Raw genomic sequence first — 17207 nt, 5'->3', positions numbered from 1 at the left:
CTACCATACTTGGCCATATCAATACATTTGACCCCTTCTCGCCAATTTACCAATACGCAGCCAATCAAAAAATTACAACAAATCTATTGCTGGTGAGACGGGGTCAATTTATCCCGGGTTATCCACCTAATATGTTCCAAAGCAAACTGTAATACTTCATGTTCCCATCTGGGCTTTGCGGTTAACGGAGGCATAAACTTAATTATTACCAGTTTTCATCTTTACTGGTGATCGCCTTGAAATATTTCTCTATTACTGAATTAAAATATCCCTCTAATGCTTTTATTGCCTTTTCATCCTTAACCTCACCTTTCTTATTAAAGAAGTCACGCATATCCTTCTCCCTATAAATATCTCCAGTATAGGTGCTAATTTTATTTATCGAAATGCCAATTTTAACCTTATTGTCCTTGAATTCGTAAGTCGAAGTGTAATTGATATTCCAGCTGGGATTCAGGTAAAGCACTTTCATTTTCACAGCACCTTTATCTATTCCATTCAAAGTGATACTTTCTCCATCAAATAAAAAAAGCCGATCTAAGTTAATAAATCGGCTTTTAATGGTGGAGAATATCGGATTCGAACCGATCACCTCTTCACTGCCAGCGAAGCGCTCTAGCCAAATGAGCTAATCCCCCAAAATTTAAATATTCAATAACCAAAGTGAGAATGACCAAATCAATATTGAAAACAAGCTTCCGGCTTGAGCAGCAAAAATAGCAAATACTTTCTCGAATGCAAATGATAATTTATCTTTTTAATTAATCTTTAATTTTAACAGCAAACAATGCCATTAAACAGATTACACCAAATGCCGATTGCATAGGATAATTGATGAATAAAAAAAGTACAAATGTGGCAATGAGCAACATTACAAAAAACATAATGGCCTTAAAAGCCGTATCCATATAACACATGGCTACAATAGCCAAAAGGTAAAACGGAACAGTAACGGCAATTATAAACATCACCCGAAAATAAATTTCTAATATTAACCGGGTATTAAATCCCCTTTAGATTTTATTCATTCAAGGCTTAGATTAGCCATACGCATTAACTTCTTTGCGGTTTAACAGCGCCTGATAGCAGTCTACAAACTGGGCAACGTTAAATCCATCCATCAAAGCATGGTTTACATGTATAGAAACCGACATTATTTTTCTTTCATTTTCATCTCTAAGCTTGCCAAAAGATATTTTAGGACAGCTATCCTGGTAAGCATAATTTCGGGCATGCGATAAAGAAGTAAAATTTAACCAGGGCAGTGCAGAATAATGGATTACATTTTCGCCTGATGAGGAAGGGATTAAACCAGTGCTGGCCTGTACTTTTTCAATCTCCTGATTGGCTGCTGTTCTGAAATCTTCAAAATCCTCATAGAAATCCATATAACCAAACCCAAAAGTGCCGTTTGGCCGGTTAATGGTAGCCGCAGCATTTACGGTATCGTATTTCCAAACTTCACCATCTATAATGCGGTAGCTAAAAGGCTCTACCTGATTGGCGGCTACCAGCGATTTGTGCAGGTAAAGAAGAAAAAAAGAAACATTATTTTCTTTTGCTTCTTCGTAGGTAGCGGTACAATCTACCTCTACGGTTACGCCGAAAAAAGGTTCTTCAAAGGCGCTAAAAAATTTAAAATGATCTTTTCTGATCCAGGTATTGATATCTATTTTTTCTTTCATTCAATTAATTTTGGTAAAACATCAGATAGACTTTCCATCTGGTAAAAATTTATATGATCAATGGTATGATCAATGTGTTCATGCACCCATGTAGTGTGAAAAGGGATGTGAATGGCATGTCCGCCAATATTTAGTACCGGTAAAACATCCGATTTTAAGGAATTGCCCAACATTAAAAATTCTTCAGGTTTACAATCCAGGTGTTTGAGCAGTTTTTGATAATCGCTTTCCTGTTTATCACTCATAATTTCGATATGGTGAAAATAATGATCCAGTCCTGATTTGGTCAATTTTCGTTGCTGATCAAGCAAATCGCCTTTGGTAGCCACTACCAGTTTATATTTTCCATGCAGGGCTTTCAGTACATCTTCTACCCCATCAAGCAATTCTACCGGTTTATTGAGCATTTCCTGCCCCAGTTCTATGGCTCTGCTAATCACAACAGGGTCTATTTTACCTGCTGTTATCCTTAAAACGGTTTCGATCATGCTCAATACAAAACCTTTAATTCCATAACCATAAAGTGGTAAATTGGCTATTTCTGTTTTGTAAAGTTCTGCCAGAATGCTGTGCCGGGGCATAAAATCTTCCAAAAGACCTGCAAACTGCTCTTCCGTTTCGCGGAAATAGGGTTCATTTACCCAAAGGGTATCATCAGCATCAAAAGCAATTACAGTAATTTGATTTTTCATGGTTATGCTTACTTTAGCAACACAAAAGTAAAGCAACAATTACCTTTAAAAAAGGACATTTGTCTCGACTAAATAAATATGCTACGTACCAACCTTACTTTCCTGTCATTTATTGAACATTTTTGCGCCGAAAATAAAGAAGAGGCCATTACGCTTAAAAACTTTAAAGCAGGGTATAGATTTATTGAGCAGGGCGAACAAATCAGCAACATTTACATTATTAAAGATGGGATTAGCAAATGTTTTATTTCTGAAGAAAACGGTAAAGATTTTATTATCGAATTTTTAGGTAAGGGCGAAGTAGTTGGCGAATTAGAAGCTATAAAAAAGATCAATTGTTTGTGCAATGTAGCGGCAATAAGTGAGGTTACTGCCTATGTGATACCTGATCATCTTTTCCTTTCGTTGATTAATAAAAGTAGTGAGTTTACTACCATCTTACTCCAGGAATTGTCTACCAGAATTATCCAGACCAGTACACGGGCATCCTTCCAACAATTATATACTTTAGAATATGCCCTTTTAAAATTGCTTAAATTACAGGCTGATGAGCATATTTCCATCTCTAAGGAAGACATGGCGGCCTACCTGGGTATCTCTGTAAGAAGCTTTAACAGAAGCCTGAAACAGGTAATCGCTAAGGGTGGTTTTGACACACCTGAATTTAAAAACATCCTGCAGCTAACAAGTATGAAAAAACTGCTGGAAAGATTAAGATAATCTATTATTATCGCTCAAAAGCTATTTTAAAATCAACCGTGTGTTTTCATGATCTGTTTAAGTCATTGAAATTTTCCAACTTTTTGCCTATCGTGTACACACATCTTCTGGTTTGGGTTTTTTGCTCCTTTTGCTAAGCAACTTTAATACAACACAGATTTTACCGAAGAACGCCGTCAATCCCAAGGGCCGGAGAAATCAAAAAAACGGTTGCAGGAAAGAACAAATAGCATTGCCAAACCTAAAACGCAGTGGTTTTGTGTTCATAACGATGATTTAATTTTAAAAAATTATTGAACACAAAACGAAGTGCCACCGTTTTTTTGATGCGTGTAGGGTTGTGTAAAAGGCCCATTGCTGGATTGACAAAGCGCTTTGGGTACTTTGGCGCTCCAAAGTACCATGCCACCGCGGCATAGAGCGGAAAATTTCAATATTTGCGTTAGAGCTAGCCAGGAAATATGCTAAAATTAATCCGATAGCTCGGATCAGCAGAACGATCGCCTTAGAGAGGGGCTAAACACAATAGGCCTATTTGCTGGAAATAATTCTTGCCTGCAATATAAAACCTGAAACAAATTCAATCGCAGCTTTCCCTATCGCCACAGGTCAGCGTGAAGGCGCTAACATTCAAAACCTGTACTACACCTCTCAACAATTTCTACCTTGCGTTTCCTTCCTCAATAGCTCACAAATCAGCAAACATTTCAGGATAAAGTTTGTTAGAACAATCTATAAAAGAAAATCTGTATGGCCCATTTATTTCAATCTGAATACAACAATCACAGATGAAGAATGCTGCCGGAATCAGGAAATCTTTGTTAATTTTATATCCGCATAAACAACAGTTTAACATAATTTATAGATCCAAAAAGGCTATTTAAATCACAAATATGAATGTAGAAGACGTTTTTAAGAACAACGAAAAATGGATCGCCGATAAACTGGCTATCAATCCTGATTACTTTACTGAACTATCAAAAGGACAGAGCCCCGAGTTTTTATATATCGGATGTTCAGATAGCCGTGTTACAGCAGAAGATTTAATGGGCATACAACCTGGTCAGGCTTTTGTACACCGGAATGTAGCCAACCTGGTAAACAACGTAGATTTAAACGTAATGACGGTTCTAAACTATGCTGTGCGCCATTTGAAAGTGAACCATATTGTGGTTTGTGGTCACTACAACTGCGGGGGTGTTAAAGCGGCAATGCAACCCGCCGATATGGGCATACTCAATCCATGGTTAAGGAATATCCGCGACGTTTACCGCATCCATAAAGATGAGTTAAATGCCATTGAGGATGAGGGTGCACGTTACAACAGACTGGTGGAGCTGAATGTTCAGGAACAATGCGTGAACCTGTTAAAAACCGCGGCAGTGCAGGAAGCAATTACCAACCGTGGGATAACGGTACATGGCTGGGTTTTCGATATCCATACAGGTAAATTAATCGACCTTAAAATCGATTTCGAAGCCATTTTGAAGGATATTAAGGAGATTTATAACTTATATTAAGTCCGAGGTCCACGGTCCGAGGTCGGAAGCATTTAATTCCTAATCAAAGTTTATAAGAAATCAAAAGTCCGAAGTAGGTGTTTATGCACTCAAACTTCGGACTTCTGACTAAATACTTCGGACTTTCTTATCGTCCCATCCAACCGCCATCAACGGTCAAAATTGTTCCATGCACATAATCGCTTGCCTGTGAGGCCAGGAATATTGTTGGTCCTTTAAAATCTTCTGGCGTTCCCCATCTTCCGGCAGGGATGCGCGATAAAATAGAAGTGCTTCTATCCTGATCTTCGCGTAAAGCAGAAGTATTATCAGTTGCGATATACCCGGGTGCTATCGCATTTACATTTACACCCTTTGAGGCCCATTCATTTGCAAAAGCCTTGGTTAAAGAAGCAATTGCACCTTTACTGGCGGCATAACCAGGAACGGTAATACCACCCTGGAATGACAGTAATGATGCCGTGAAAATTACTTTTCCGCTGCCTCTGGCAATCATCTCCCTGCCAATTTCGCGTGTTAAAATAAAAGGTGCTGTTTGGTTTACCGCAATTACTTCATCCCAGTATTCATCAGAATGTTCGGCAATTGGCTGACGCAAAATCGTTCCGGCGTTATTTACCAAAATATCGATAACAGGATGATCTGCTTTTACCTGAGCCGCAAAAGCCAGGGTCTTTTCGCGTTTAGCAAAATCGCACTGGTAAGCATAAAATTTTCTACCCAGTGCTAAAATTTCTTTTTCAACAGTACTGTCCTGAAGTTCGAGACTTGCAGAAACACCGATAATATCGGCACCTGCTTCGGCCAAAGCTAAAGCCATAGCTTTCCCTATTCCTCTTTTACAGCCGGTAACTAATGCAGTTTTACCTGCTAAATTAAATATGTCAGACATGATGTTTAAAATTCAGTTTTTAGATTTCTCCATTCCGCTAATCTTCATAAGATGACGGTAAGAAATTATTATTTCAATTCGTTAATGGCACAGTGATCCATATCACCATAATCTAAGTTTTCGCCGGCCATTCCCCAGATAAAAGTATAGTTGCTTGTACCTGCTCCGGAATGGATAGACCAGTTTGGCGAAATTACCGCCTGATCGTTCTGCATCCAGATGTGACGAGTTTCTTGCGGCTGGCCCATAAAGTGGCAAACACTCTGCCCTTTTGGAACTTCGAAATAGAAATAGGCTTCCATCCTTCTATCGTGCGTATGTGCAGGCATGGTATTCCAAACACTGCCCGATTTTAACTCGGTCATACCCATTTGTAACTGGCAGGTTGGCAAAACGCTGTTCACCAATAATTTATTGATGATCCTGTGGTTAGCAGTTTCTGGCGTACCCAACTCTACAATCTCCGCTTCGGCTTTGCTTACCTTTTTAGTAGGGTAAGTATGATGTGCAGGAGCAGAATTGATGTATAATTTAGCGGCCTCACCTGGTGTGGCAGATTCAAAAAACACTTCTTTTGTACCTTTACCAATGTATAAAGCTTCTTTATAATCCAGTTCGTATTTTTCGCCATCAGCAGTAACAATAGCTTTTCCGCCAACATTAATAATCCCCAGTTCCCTACGTTCCAAAAAGTAAGTTGCTTTTAAATCATCAGGGTTTGGAAGTGCTATTTTCTGATCAACAGGCATTGCACCACCAACAATATACCTGTCAAAATGAGATAAGGTTAGGTTTACCTGGTTGGCCTCAAATACGTTTTCAATTAAGAAATTTTCCCGCAAAGCTGCGGTATCCATTTGTTTAACTTCTTTAGGGCTTTGAGCGTAACGGCTTTCGAATTTATTCATTGGTTAAAAATTGAGTTTTGAGATCGGGACCTGAACTCATAACAGATCCTATGGCAAATATATTTATACGATATTTATTATTGGTATGAATACTCAACTTTATAATCCTTTTTTGTGGTTTGTCCGCTCCAGGCTTTTAAACTGGTTCAGGGTGCGGGTACATCTGTCCAGAATTTATGATCGGCAGGCAGTCCTAGGGTTAAAAGCCGGGCGAAGCGAACTACGAACAGATCAAGAAGGCAGAAAAATAAGTCTATATTTTCATTTCGTTAAATATCTGCGTTTAATAGCTAAAGCGAGTTTTTTCCAATTATTTGGAGAGCAAATTCAGTACAATTATTCAGGTTTCTTCCCGCTCGTTTGTAGTGCCGGCGTGAAGCCGGCAGCTACCACTCCAATCGGGTCTATATGGCAGGGCAGGCATTACTATTACTGGTTAATAGTACAGCCGGCAAACATTAATTTTCGCAGTTTTTGCACAAACCCCCGTTCATAAACCCGGTAGTAGCGTGCATCCCGATTTCTTCTATCGGGATAAAGCGAATAACGGGACTGCTGTTCCCAAAGAAATACTGAACATTCATTTTCAGCTAAAAACAATAAATTCAACTTAAGCTTTGGGATAACCTGGTACAAAAACAAATTGCCAACTCGGTAGGTTTTAACTATCGTAAATATTTAGTTCAGAATTAAAAAAACATTTCGGGAAAACCCCTTCAGAGTTTCTCAGCAGCACTTACCCCGTATCTATTCTGCTAAGCTGTTGATCGAAATGCTTATTCATCATACGCTGATAAACCTGCTCTGCAAGCACATACAATAAATCTGCTTTCTCAAACAAGCGTAACACGTCTGCTTCACCGATCGTGTAATTGTTTTCGTAGCGCACAGCCAGATAAGCCTCATCAAGCAAATGCAACAGGCTAACCTCTTCTTCCCTATCATTAAATAGCTCGGAAAGCGGCTTTACATAAGGTTTAATATACAATTGATGAACTTTAATGCGGTGTGTTTTTTTATCCTTTCCCATTACCAGAGTTTCGATGGCCCCATACATCAAATCGAAAACCTGATGCAACATAAAAGCGCAGTATGCTAAATGTTGCTGTTTAAAATAGAATGTTGCGCCCGATAAAAATTTATTGGCCTTATCAATTCCGTGCTGATACGTAGTGCTCACCTGATCTGCAACAAGTTCCGGTGTGCCCCCGTTTAGAAAAGTTCCTGAAATACTGAATAAACAATTTTGAGCGGTGGTGGCATAGTAAAAAAACAAACTTCCCTGCAGTAACTCCTGCTCCACCTCGTGTACATGGAAAACCCGGTAACTCAATTCCATTTGCCCGTTAAACACAATATTTAATACCGGCGTTAATTCGTTTAAAATACGCACGTGTTTAAACGAAACCATAATCAGCATTTCTGGTGCTGCCTTACCAGCCAAAAAGTTATTATGGAGATAAATATACTGAACAGGTACTGCAGCCGTAATGCCCTTTAATAAACGCACTATGCTTTCATCTTTTAGCGCATCATGGTCCAGGTTTAAAGATTTACTCCACATAATACCCTCCTTTATCATTTTCAATTAGTGCAGGAGTATTGATCATTACAAAAAAGGCTTCCATAATCATCATCATGCTTTCATACTGCTCAAACAAAAATTCCTTATCCATTAGTTTAATGCTGCTCCTGGTACTGAAAGCCGCATACAACCACTCTAAGAGACCTAAACGCAGCTGTTTAATTTTTTCGGGAATAAAAAAGGACTCCACAAACAAGTAAGGATTTTCTATATGTACTGCAGTCAGCGTATTTACCTCACATAGTTCTTTGCGGTAGGCATCGCTGTTTATAAATTGCTCTTTAGCAGCGGGCAAACCTCCGGCACCTTGATAAGTTAGTTTTTTAGCCGTAATTAAATAACCCGCATTAAGCAGTTTTGTAAATTGGTTGTAGAAGAAAAAATAATCGGCCACATCGCTCACACACTGCTCTTCTGCCAGGGCAGCTTTGTACCAGTTTTTTAAATAAGCTTTATGCCCGCTAAGGTTATCCAGGCTAAAGAAAAATTGAATCGCTTTAAATGGATCGTTAAATAATTCCTGTTCGAAAGCCAAAGGCGATGTACTTTCGAATATGGCCATATGGTAGTAGCGATCGATCTTTTTGAAACTATTTCTAGTAATAATCCTTTCGTGGATGAGCCAGCAAGCCTCCAGCATTTTTTTGGTATTTTCGTAAAACTCCGCAACATAATGGTCCCAATCCAGATCGAGGTTATTTTCCAATGCGGCCAACAGCCATTCTTTGTAAACCAGCTTGTAGGTGTCTGATTGAAAAAACAGGAAAATATCAAGAAAGGTAAGTTTTGGGTTTTGCATTTCTCCGCTGCTTAACAGTTTCGGATAGTAATCGAGCAATACCGTTTCGCGTTCTACACCACATTCATCAGCCCCAATTGCTTTCACAAATGCGGTATCGGTTTCACTGTGGTTAAAAATTAAATCCGAATAATCGAAAAGCGGCACCAGTTTTTCGTAAAAAACCAACAGCTGTGCCGGGTGCTTTTGTGGCGAAAAATCGAATTCGTTCTGTGGAGGGATTAACCAGTTTTTTAAAAAATTTAAATGGTAGCTTACGCCATTTGTTGAAAAAAAGCTTTCAATTGCACCAATAAATGCCACAGTTTCTTTTTTAAAATTTAAGTTCCCTTCCATAGTGTATATTTTTTAAATGATTATATTAGCTAACGAATTTAGCAAAAAATATATAGTTAAACTATAATTAATTCATAAAACTTATCAACATTTCTCATGAATGAAAATCAGCGCTTAAAAAATTTAATGGAATTACTACATTTTAAGACTCAAAAGGATTTTGCTGCTGCATTGAATATTCAACAAGGTTCTTTATCAGATATTTTAAGAGAAAGGGTCAACGTATCTAATGCCATTAAAGATAAGTTAGAAATGAAATTCGACGTCAATTTAACCTGGCTTGAAGATGGAATTGGCGAACCTTTTTTCAAAAAGAAACGAGCCGTTGGAGAAAGCAAAGAGGGCGTTCCTTATTTCGACATGAGCCTATCAGATGCGAAAGACCGCATCGTAGAAGAACAGCGGGCAGAATACCTGGTAAATTATCTCCCTTTTAACGATTGCACGGCCTATTTACCAGTTTATGGCGATAGCATGTATCCTCAATATGCCGCAGGCGAAATTATAGCGATAAAAGAAATTACCAATTACGAAATTTTACAATGGGGCGAGGCTTATGTGGTAATGACGGATGAAGATAGTAACAGCTTGCGTACCATAAAACTAATTTTTCAGCATACTGATGATACTAAATTAATTCTCCGTTCTTCAAATCCAAATTTTAAAGGCGATACCGTAGTCAGCAAAAAAAATATCCTGGCACTTTATATTATCAAAGGAAAAATTACACGGAATATTATTTAGGCAAAGCAGTTTTCAGTTCACTGTTTTGAGTTTGGGTTTGTATTCAAAAATTGTCATCCTGAGGGTTCAGTTTTTCAGAAAAACATTGTAGGGAAGAGGAAAGGGCGCGAGATATCGTCATTCCCACCTCGATAGCTATCGAGGTGATTGGGAACCAAGGAGTGCTCATGAATGCCGTTAAATAAAGGAAAAAACTTATGAATAATCGTAATGCACTAGTAGGTTTTTATGTTGCATTAAGATTCCCGCCTGCGCGAGAATGACGACACATCTTTTTTAAGTATTTTAGGCGTTTTGCTAACCAACTTTAATAAAGCACGGATTTTAACCAAGGACGCTGTCAATCCCAAGAGCCGGGGAAATCAAAAAAACAGGTGCATAACAGTAAAAATGGCACTAACAAACCTGAAACACAGTGGTTTTGTGTTCATAACCGATGATTTAAATTTTTTAAAAAAATATTGAACACAAAACGAAGTGCCGCTGTTTTTTTGATGCGCATAGGATTGTGCAAAAGGCTCATTGCTGGATTGACAAAGCGCTTTGGGTACTTTGGCGCTCCAAAGTACCATGCCCCGCGGCATAGAGCGAAAAAAAACAACATTTATCTCCAAAGTAGTTTTTAAGATATTAAAGCTTGCTATTAGCAGGAAAGATGCTGAAATAAATTCAGCATGACGATCGACCTAGGTAACTACGCTAAAAACAAATGTAAATTAACAGAGATATGCCCACACGATAGGCATGCGCGAGAATGACGACCGCTCTTTAAAATCTGCCAAGGTCGCTTCCCGAGAAAATCGGGGAAAATTTAATCAATCGCACAGTTTATTGAATAGACTTAGATAAAATACACGCCCAGAACTCCAAACTAAAAAAGCGGCCCGATCATTAATCAGGCCGCTCTTCTTAATACATCACAACTTGTTTAGTAACCCGGATTCTGGTACATTTTAACCGGATCTAATTTCACTTCATCAAAAGGAATAGGATAATACCTGTCTTTTGTGGTTACGTTAGACAGCTTAGCAATTCCATACGATGATTGTGATTTCGCTTTTAAGTAAGTAACCAACTCTGCAGCATTAAAATTCCTGATTAAATCGAACCATCTTTGGTGTTCGAAAGCAAACTCTACCCTACGCTCGTGTAAAATGGCTAGTTTTAAGGTCGGAAATTTAGCGGCATAGGTAGCATCCGTTTTGGCAACCGCGTAAACTGGCATACCTGCTCTTGTTCTTACCATATCCAAATACTGAATCGCCACAGCATCGTTTCCCTGCAACATATTAACTTCAGCAAGCATCAAAATTACATCGGCATAGCGCATTAAAATCCAGTCGTTACCTCCGTAACCATTATTGGTTGCCAAGGCACTCGCATCGCGGAATTTGGTAATAAACCAATCTTTTACCGTAGCATCATTTGCAAACTTTACAGAAAAATCTTTCCTTAAATCACTTGTTTCATATTCATTAATCAGGTCTAACTTTACATTGCCACCAATACCGGTAGAAACCTTTAACGAATTAATGGTTTCTCCTTTTGCCTGGTTGTTGGCAGCGATGCTTGAGCTATAATTAATATCGCCCTGTTTGTTAGAAATCTGGAAAATCAATTCTTTACAGGTTGTTTTTTTCGTTACGTCAAAAACATCAGTATATGGAATTTCGGAAAGGTTCCCAAAAGCTTTCATATTATAAGCGGCCAACAGGTAAGTATTGGCATTGCTTAGGTTTTCGGCCTTATTGTTTGGCAGGGTGGCCGCCATGGTTAAATAAACCTTTCCCAGATAAGCATTTATGGCTGCTTTAGATGTTCTTCCGATATTCGCTGTTGACTGGAAGTTTGGCAGCGTACTGTTTAAACCATCTTTTAAATCGGCAACAATCTGGTTGTAAACATCAGCCTCAGGTACACGGAAAGTTGCTGCAGTAACCTCATCAGAATTATTCAATTGTTTGGTAACTAATGGTACAGGCCCCCATTTCCTTACCAGCTCGAAATACATAATTGCCCTGATAAATTTAGCTTCGGCAGTGTAATTGATCTTATTTGCAGGCGTCACAAAGGTTACCTTATCAATATTTGCTAAAATTACGTTGCTTCTGGTAATCGCGTTAAAAAGCGCCAGCCAGTGTGTTTTTAAATAAGAGTTACTTGGCAATAAAGAGAAATCATTAAACTGAAAGGGTTCTCCTGCATTACTTTGGTTGTCATTTCTCCCCGCATCGTCCGAGCGCTCATCGGTAAACAGTCCACTGTTTTCACCCAGGGTATTACTACTCCTCAGCGACTGGTAAGCACCGTTTACAGCCAGCAATACATCGTTTTCAGTTTTAAAATAGTCTTCAACGGTAACCGCATTTGGGTTGTTTTGTGCTAAAAAATCTTTTTTACAGGCACTTAGCGTTAAAACTGCTCCAAGGGCCAAAATTGTATAAATATTGTTCTTCATTTCTGTAATTCTAAAAAGTAAGTTTAATACCCAGGTTATAAGCTCTTGCCAATGGATAGTTACCATAATCTACACCAGGAGTCAAATTAGAACCTCCACTATAATCAACCTCCGGGTTATAACCCTTGTAATCAGTAATCGTAAAGGCATTATCAACACTGGCATAAACGCGGATATTACTCACTTTTATAGCATTGGCGAGTGTTTTAGGGAAGGTATAACCTAAAGTAATGTTGGTACACCTGAAGTAAGATCCATCCTGAATATAGAAAGACGATAAACGGGTACTGTTACTTTGCGTACCTGCACGCGATGCACGGTAGTTTAAGCCACTACCTGGATTGGCCTCGTTTCTGTAACGATCGGCAGCCTCTACATATTGGTTTCCCGAACCTTCAAAATTATACAGGTAATAATCCTGACCATCCAACACCTGGTTTCCATACGATCCGTTAAAAGATGCCCTTAAATCAAACGTTTTGTAAGAAGTGTTTAAGGCAAAACCATAGGTAAATTTAGGATATGGTGTGCCAATAACAGTTTTGTCTGCATCGTTTACAATTCCGTTACCGTCGGTATCCTGAAAATACAGATCACCGATTTTTGCCGGATTGGTTGAAGAAGCTGATGGAGCAACCTTGCCCAGATTATCGGCAGTAATTCTACCCAAAGCCTTAAATCCGTAGAACATCCCTACAGGCTGACCTTCTTGTGTAATGTGTGTTAAATATGAACGCTCAGCACCATTGGTTAAAATGGTACTTGCTCCACCCATATTCAATACTTTGTTGCGGTTAACGGCAATGTTTCCGCTAAGGCCCAATGTAAAATCCTGTTTTTGGATAATTCTTCCATCCAGCTGGATATCAAAACCTTTATTGCGGATTTTACTGTCGGCCAGATTAGTTAGGATTGAAGAAGTTCCTGATACGGCAGAAATTGGTTGGTTGAACAACAAATTATACGAATAACTCAGGTAATAATTGGCAATGATATTTAGGCGGTTTTTGAATAGGCTGATATCAGTACCAAAATTATACTGAGACGTAGATTCCCATCCCAGCTTCGGATCCTGAATGGCATTTGGCCAGATCCCCGTAGAAATCGCATTTCCAAAAACCACACCACCAGGTGCACTCATTTCTTGTGCAGTTCTGTAATTCGGGATGTTGTTGTTACCACTCAATCCCCAACTTGCCCTTAACTTAACAGTTGATTGTTCGCCAAGAAAATTACTATAGAAATCCTCTTCCGAAAGGTTCCATCCTGCGGCTACCGAAGGAAAATTACCATATTTATTTAACGGACCAAACCTTGATGATCCATCACGGCGAAATGAACCGGTTAAAAAGTATTTGCCGGCATAGTTATAACTGAAACGGCCGAAATAAGAAAGTAAGGTGTTGGTAGCTTTAGCTGTTTTATTCGTTCCGTCGGTAATTAAAGTCAAAAATCCTGCATCGGCACCTTTATCGGTAATTTCACCTATTTTATCATTCTGGAAACCACTGGCAGAAATACGGATCAGATCACTGGTTGTTTTTTGCGCAGAATATCCTCCAAGCACATCAATTTTATGTTTACCAAAGGTTTTATTGTAGTGTAGGGTAAACTCACCAAGCTGATCAACCTGACTAAGCGTTTGTGCAATGGCATTCGCCGCCGTTATCGAAGCAGTAGAATAAGGCGGATTATTGCCATTACTTAAGCTCGTTGGCAGATAAAAATCATATTTTTCATTATAATTTTGCGTACCTAAATTGGCTTTAAAATCTAATCCATCCAATATGGTATAGGTAGCATTGGCATTGTAGGTGCTTCTAGCCCCCTTTCTGGTAATTTTTACTTGTTCAACTGTAGCCAAAGGATTCTCAGGGTTTTGGATACCGTATTGAGAGGATAAAGCACCCATGCCAAACTGGATCGGGTTTCCATTGGCATCCCTTGCCGGCAGGTAAGGCAGGTAAATCAAAGCCGACATCATCGGACTTAAATCATAACGACCTTCCCTCACTTCGCGGTTATCGTTTTGCGTATATGAAATATTTGCGCCTACACGTAAACGTTCACTCACCTTGCCATCAATATTACCCCTGAAGTTGGTTACCTTTTGGTTGGTGTTGGTTACAATACCATCGTTATTCTGGTAACCACCGCTTAAAAAGTATTTTACATCTTTGGTACCGCCAGAAAAGGAAAGGTTATGGCGTTGAAAAGCAGCATTGCGGTAAAGTTCATCCTGCCAATCGGTATTATAGGCAGCAGGGATAGCCTGTTGCGTGCTAAAATTATAAAGATCGGCTGGTATGCTTACGCTACTTCCATTACCTACATTGGCGATACGGGTAGTATTGTTGTCGCTAAACATCGCATCATTCCAGGTTTTGCCCGAGTTTACCCATAAATCTTTATAGGCATTGTTCCTTCCATCAATTAACAATTGGATAAACTGGTTGGCATCCAATAATTTTACTTTTTTAGCCAACTGAGAAATTCCGCCCTGAACATCGTATTCAAATTTACCTTTTCCATCTGCACCTCTTTTGGTGGTAATTAGCACAACCCCACCCGATGCCCTTGAGCCATAAATGGCTGCGGAGGCCGCATCTTTTAAAATGTCGATGGTTTCAATATCCTCCGGATTGATGGATACGTTGTTTCCTGCCGGATAACCATCAATTACGTACAAAGGATCAGAACTGGCGTTAATAGAACCGATACCCCTCACCCTGATTTTAGTGCCCGAATATGGTGCACCACTGGTTTGTGATACCTGTACACCTGCAACTTTACCCACCAGGGCCTGACCAACAGTAGGAGAAGTTAAATTCATCTCACTGGCCTTCACACTACTTATGGCACCGGTTACATCCGATTTTCTGATCTTCTGGTAACCAATGGCCACAACCTCATTTAGGGTATTGCTGCTTTCTTTTAATATAACATTAATATTTTGGCGTCCGTTAACCATAACTTCCTGGTTATCGTAACCGATATAAGAGAATACTAAAATTGCCCCATCCTCAACTGAAATGGCGTATTTACCATTAGCATCGGTAACCGTTGTTTTTTTGGTCTTTTTTTCAAATACACTTACACCTGGTAAAGGTTGGTTGTTTTGGTCGGTAACCGTTCCGCTTACCGAAGCAAAGGTTTTACGGTGTAATCCTGAGGCAAGCATACCGTGGTTTACTGCTATTGCTTCTGAATTACAAATGGCCAGTAAGCCTAAAGGCAAAAGCAATTTCCGGCAGGTATTTTTTATACCTGCGGTTAAAAAAAATGATGTCATCTTTTTGTTCTTAGTAATGGTTTTGAAATATAATTGGGTTTTGTGTTTTTAAGTAGAAGCGTAGATTTTCACATTTACATAGGCTTATCCTTTATCGTTAACAGGTTAATTTGCGGAGCGTTCTACGGCGACAAAAGTATGAGTGTACTTTTAACACGATGTATCCCCTGTGTTAACTCTTCACACCAATCACGACGTATACTTTAAATTAACATTAAGCCAAATTAAACAACACCTAAATCGGTTTATTGAGGAATTAAAGCATAACACCCTCTTAATGTTTCTTTAATGGGAGGTCTTTAAATTTGCTTCCAAAACCTTTTCGATGAAATCCCTCTATCCTTTCCTTATGCTCTGCCTGTTCTACACAGGTTTAGCTGCACAGGATGCACCGCAACAATCTTATCAATTAATTAAGACCAGAAACGAAGTACAATACAAAAATTATTACCTGCTTACGCTTTTTCAGCAATTGCCCGCACTACGCAAAATGCTCAGTACAGATACGGCGTTCAGCAACATCTATAAATCAAAAACCAAACAGGTAAATGAAGCGGTGAAAACCTGCAAAACAGATATTAGTTGTTATGCCAACGCTTTAAAATTCAACAATGAAGAAATAGCCCGTATTGGAAACCGTTTGGCGCTGCTTTATACAGAAAATAATTCATTGGGAGATTTGGTAAAAAATCATCTGATCCCCTCAGGTTGTTATTCCATGTTTGCCAAAGAGCAACACAAAGCCCTTTTAGTTAAGGCCTGGGAACAAGATGCCAGTGCTATAAATTATGCAATTGGTGTTTACGTAGAAGGAAAGAAACCCAATTACCCGAAAATAGACTCGATCAGCTTTAGTTTAAGGGATAAAGAATATGCAGAACTCACCTCTGCCAGTGCATTGTTATCGCTGCAGGGCAATACTAAGCTCTTTTTCGAACCTGCCATGTTATTTGCACTGGAAGCTTTAGAATTGAACGAACGCAATGATGCCGCCGATTACGAACCGATGGCTAAAGGCGTAAACCTTGCCGCCATTAACCTGATCAAAAAAACAGACTGGAAAAAATATCCATACAGCGTAATCCTGGTTCCAGGTGCTGGTCCGGAGGAAAAAGAAGTAGCCTTAAGTGCTGGCGGAATGATCCGTTGCCGGTTAGCGGCTTTGCAATACCAGAAAGGCATGGCTCCATTCATCGTGGTTTCGGGCGGACGGGTACATCCTTACAAAACCAAATTCAGTGAAGCCTACGAAATGAAGAAATTCCTGATAGAAGTGCTTCAAATCCCCGAAAGTGCCATTATTATGGAACCACATGCCCGCCACACCACCACCAACCTGCGCAATTGTGCCAGACTGATGTTCAGGTACGGTATGCCGATAGATAAACCGGGTTTAGCCTGTACCGTAAAATCGCAGAGTTATAATATCACCAATCTGCTCCCCGAGCGCTGCAAAAAAGAACTCGGCTACTATCCTTACAAAAACGGAAAACGTTTAAGTGATACCGAATCAGAATTTTATTTGAATACCTCTTCGTTACAGATCGATTTTGATGAACCGTTAGATCCTTAGTTG

14 protein-coding genes and 1 tRNA gene are annotated in these 17207 nt (G+C 39.3%); 4 read left to right on the top strand and 11 right to left on the bottom strand.

From position 1 onward, the window contains the following. Positions 1-205: 205 nt before the first annotated feature. From KYH19_RS00840 to KYH19_RS00820, 5 genes are all read right to left on the bottom strand, one after another. Positions 206-472 carry a hypothetical protein gene (locus KYH19_RS00840; RefSeq protein ID WP_219077208.1) on the bottom strand — a complete coding sequence of 89 codons (267 nt, stop codon included), beginning with the start codon at positions 470-472 and terminating at the stop codon, positions 206-208. Positions 473-561: 89 nt separating this feature from the next. Then, a tRNA-Ala gene (locus tag KYH19_RS00835) sits at positions 562-638 on the bottom strand. 123 nt (positions 639-761) lie between these two features. Continuing rightward, positions 762-968 carry a hypothetical protein gene (locus tag KYH19_RS00830; RefSeq protein WP_193425716.1) on the bottom strand — a complete coding sequence of 69 codons (207 nt, stop codon included), beginning with the start codon at positions 966-968 and terminating at the stop codon, positions 762-764. A gap of 72 nt (positions 969-1040) precedes the next feature. Further along, positions 1041-1685 (bottom strand): chloramphenicol acetyltransferase, encoded by a 645-nt coding sequence (locus KYH19_RS00825; RefSeq protein WP_219077207.1) that lies wholly within the window; start codon positions 1683-1685, stop codon positions 1041-1043. Next, complete coding sequence (locus KYH19_RS00820; protein ID WP_219077206.1) at positions 1682-2377, bottom strand: HAD family hydrolase; 696 nt, start codon at positions 2375-2377, stop codon at positions 1682-1684. Before KYH19_RS00820 ends, KYH19_RS00825 begins: the two co-directional genes overlap by 4 nt. Positions 2378-2455: 78 nt before the next feature. On the opposite strand from KYH19_RS00820, the gene KYH19_RS00815 reads away from it, so the two are divergent. Then, positions 2456-3097, top strand: coding sequence for a Crp/Fnr family transcriptional regulator (locus KYH19_RS00815; protein WP_219077205.1), 642 nt, complete (start codon positions 2456-2458; stop codon positions 3095-3097). A gap of 893 nt (positions 3098-3990) precedes the next feature. Continuing rightward, positions 3991-4617, top strand: a complete 627-nt coding sequence (locus KYH19_RS00810) for a carbonic anhydrase (RefSeq protein WP_132403240.1) — start codon at positions 3991-3993, stop codon at positions 4615-4617. Positions 4618-4744: 127 nt separating this feature from the next. Here the strand turns inward: KYH19_RS00810 and KYH19_RS00805 are convergent, their stop codons facing one another. From KYH19_RS00805 to KYH19_RS00790, 4 genes are all read right to left on the bottom strand, one after another. After that, the gene (locus KYH19_RS00805) at positions 4745-5509 is read right to left on the bottom strand and encodes an SDR family NAD(P)-dependent oxidoreductase (protein ID WP_219077204.1); all 765 of its coding nucleotides are present in this window, start codon (positions 5507-5509) and stop codon (positions 4745-4747) included. Positions 5510-5577: 68 nt separating this feature from the next. Then, positions 5578-6417, bottom strand: a complete 840-nt coding sequence (gene kduI / locus KYH19_RS00800) for a 5-dehydro-4-deoxy-D-glucuronate isomerase (RefSeq protein ID WP_219077203.1) — start codon at positions 6415-6417, stop codon at positions 5578-5580. A gap of 736 nt (positions 6418-7153) precedes the next feature. Next, on the bottom strand, positions 7154-7981 hold the full coding sequence (locus KYH19_RS00795) for a HEPN domain-containing protein (RefSeq protein WP_219077202.1): 828 nt from the start codon (positions 7979-7981) through the stop codon (positions 7154-7156). Next, positions 7971-9137: a hypothetical protein gene (locus KYH19_RS00790; RefSeq protein WP_219077201.1), complete on the bottom strand. Its 1167-nt coding sequence runs from the start codon at positions 9135-9137 to the stop codon at positions 7971-7973. Before KYH19_RS00790 ends, KYH19_RS00795 begins: the two co-directional genes overlap by 11 nt. 126 nt (positions 9138-9263) lie before the next feature. On the opposite strand from KYH19_RS00790, the gene KYH19_RS00785 reads away from it, so the two are divergent. Further along, complete coding sequence (locus KYH19_RS00785; protein WP_219077200.1) at positions 9264-9881, top strand: XRE family transcriptional regulator; 618 nt, start codon at positions 9264-9266, stop codon at positions 9879-9881. Between the two features lie 928 nt (positions 9882-10809). On the opposite strand, the gene KYH19_RS00780 is transcribed toward KYH19_RS00785, so the two are convergent. Together KYH19_RS00780 and KYH19_RS00775 are read right to left on the bottom strand one after the other, a co-directional pair. Then, positions 10810-12339 (bottom strand): RagB/SusD family nutrient uptake outer membrane protein, encoded by a 1530-nt coding sequence (locus tag KYH19_RS00780; protein WP_219077199.1) that lies wholly within the window; start codon positions 12337-12339, stop codon positions 10810-10812. A gap of 10 nt (positions 12340-12349) precedes the next feature. Next, positions 12350-15631, bottom strand: coding sequence for a TonB-dependent receptor (locus tag KYH19_RS00775; protein WP_219077198.1), 3282 nt, complete (start codon positions 15629-15631; stop codon positions 12350-12352). Between the two features lie 325 nt (positions 15632-15956). Between KYH19_RS00775 and KYH19_RS00770 the strand changes: the two genes are divergently transcribed. Further along, on the top strand, positions 15957-17204 hold the full coding sequence (locus tag KYH19_RS00770; protein ID WP_219077197.1) for a YdcF family protein: 1248 nt from the start codon (positions 15957-15959) through the stop codon (positions 17202-17204). The last annotated feature ends 3 nt before the right edge of the window (positions 17205-17207 follow it).

The sequence above is a fragment of the Pedobacter sp. D749 genome, from assembly GCF_019317285.1.
GTDB lineage: Bacteria > Bacteroidota > Bacteroidia > Sphingobacteriales > Sphingobacteriaceae > Pedobacter.
Note: the sequence above shows the minus strand (reverse complement) of the source record. Positions and strands in the feature narration are given on the sequence as shown.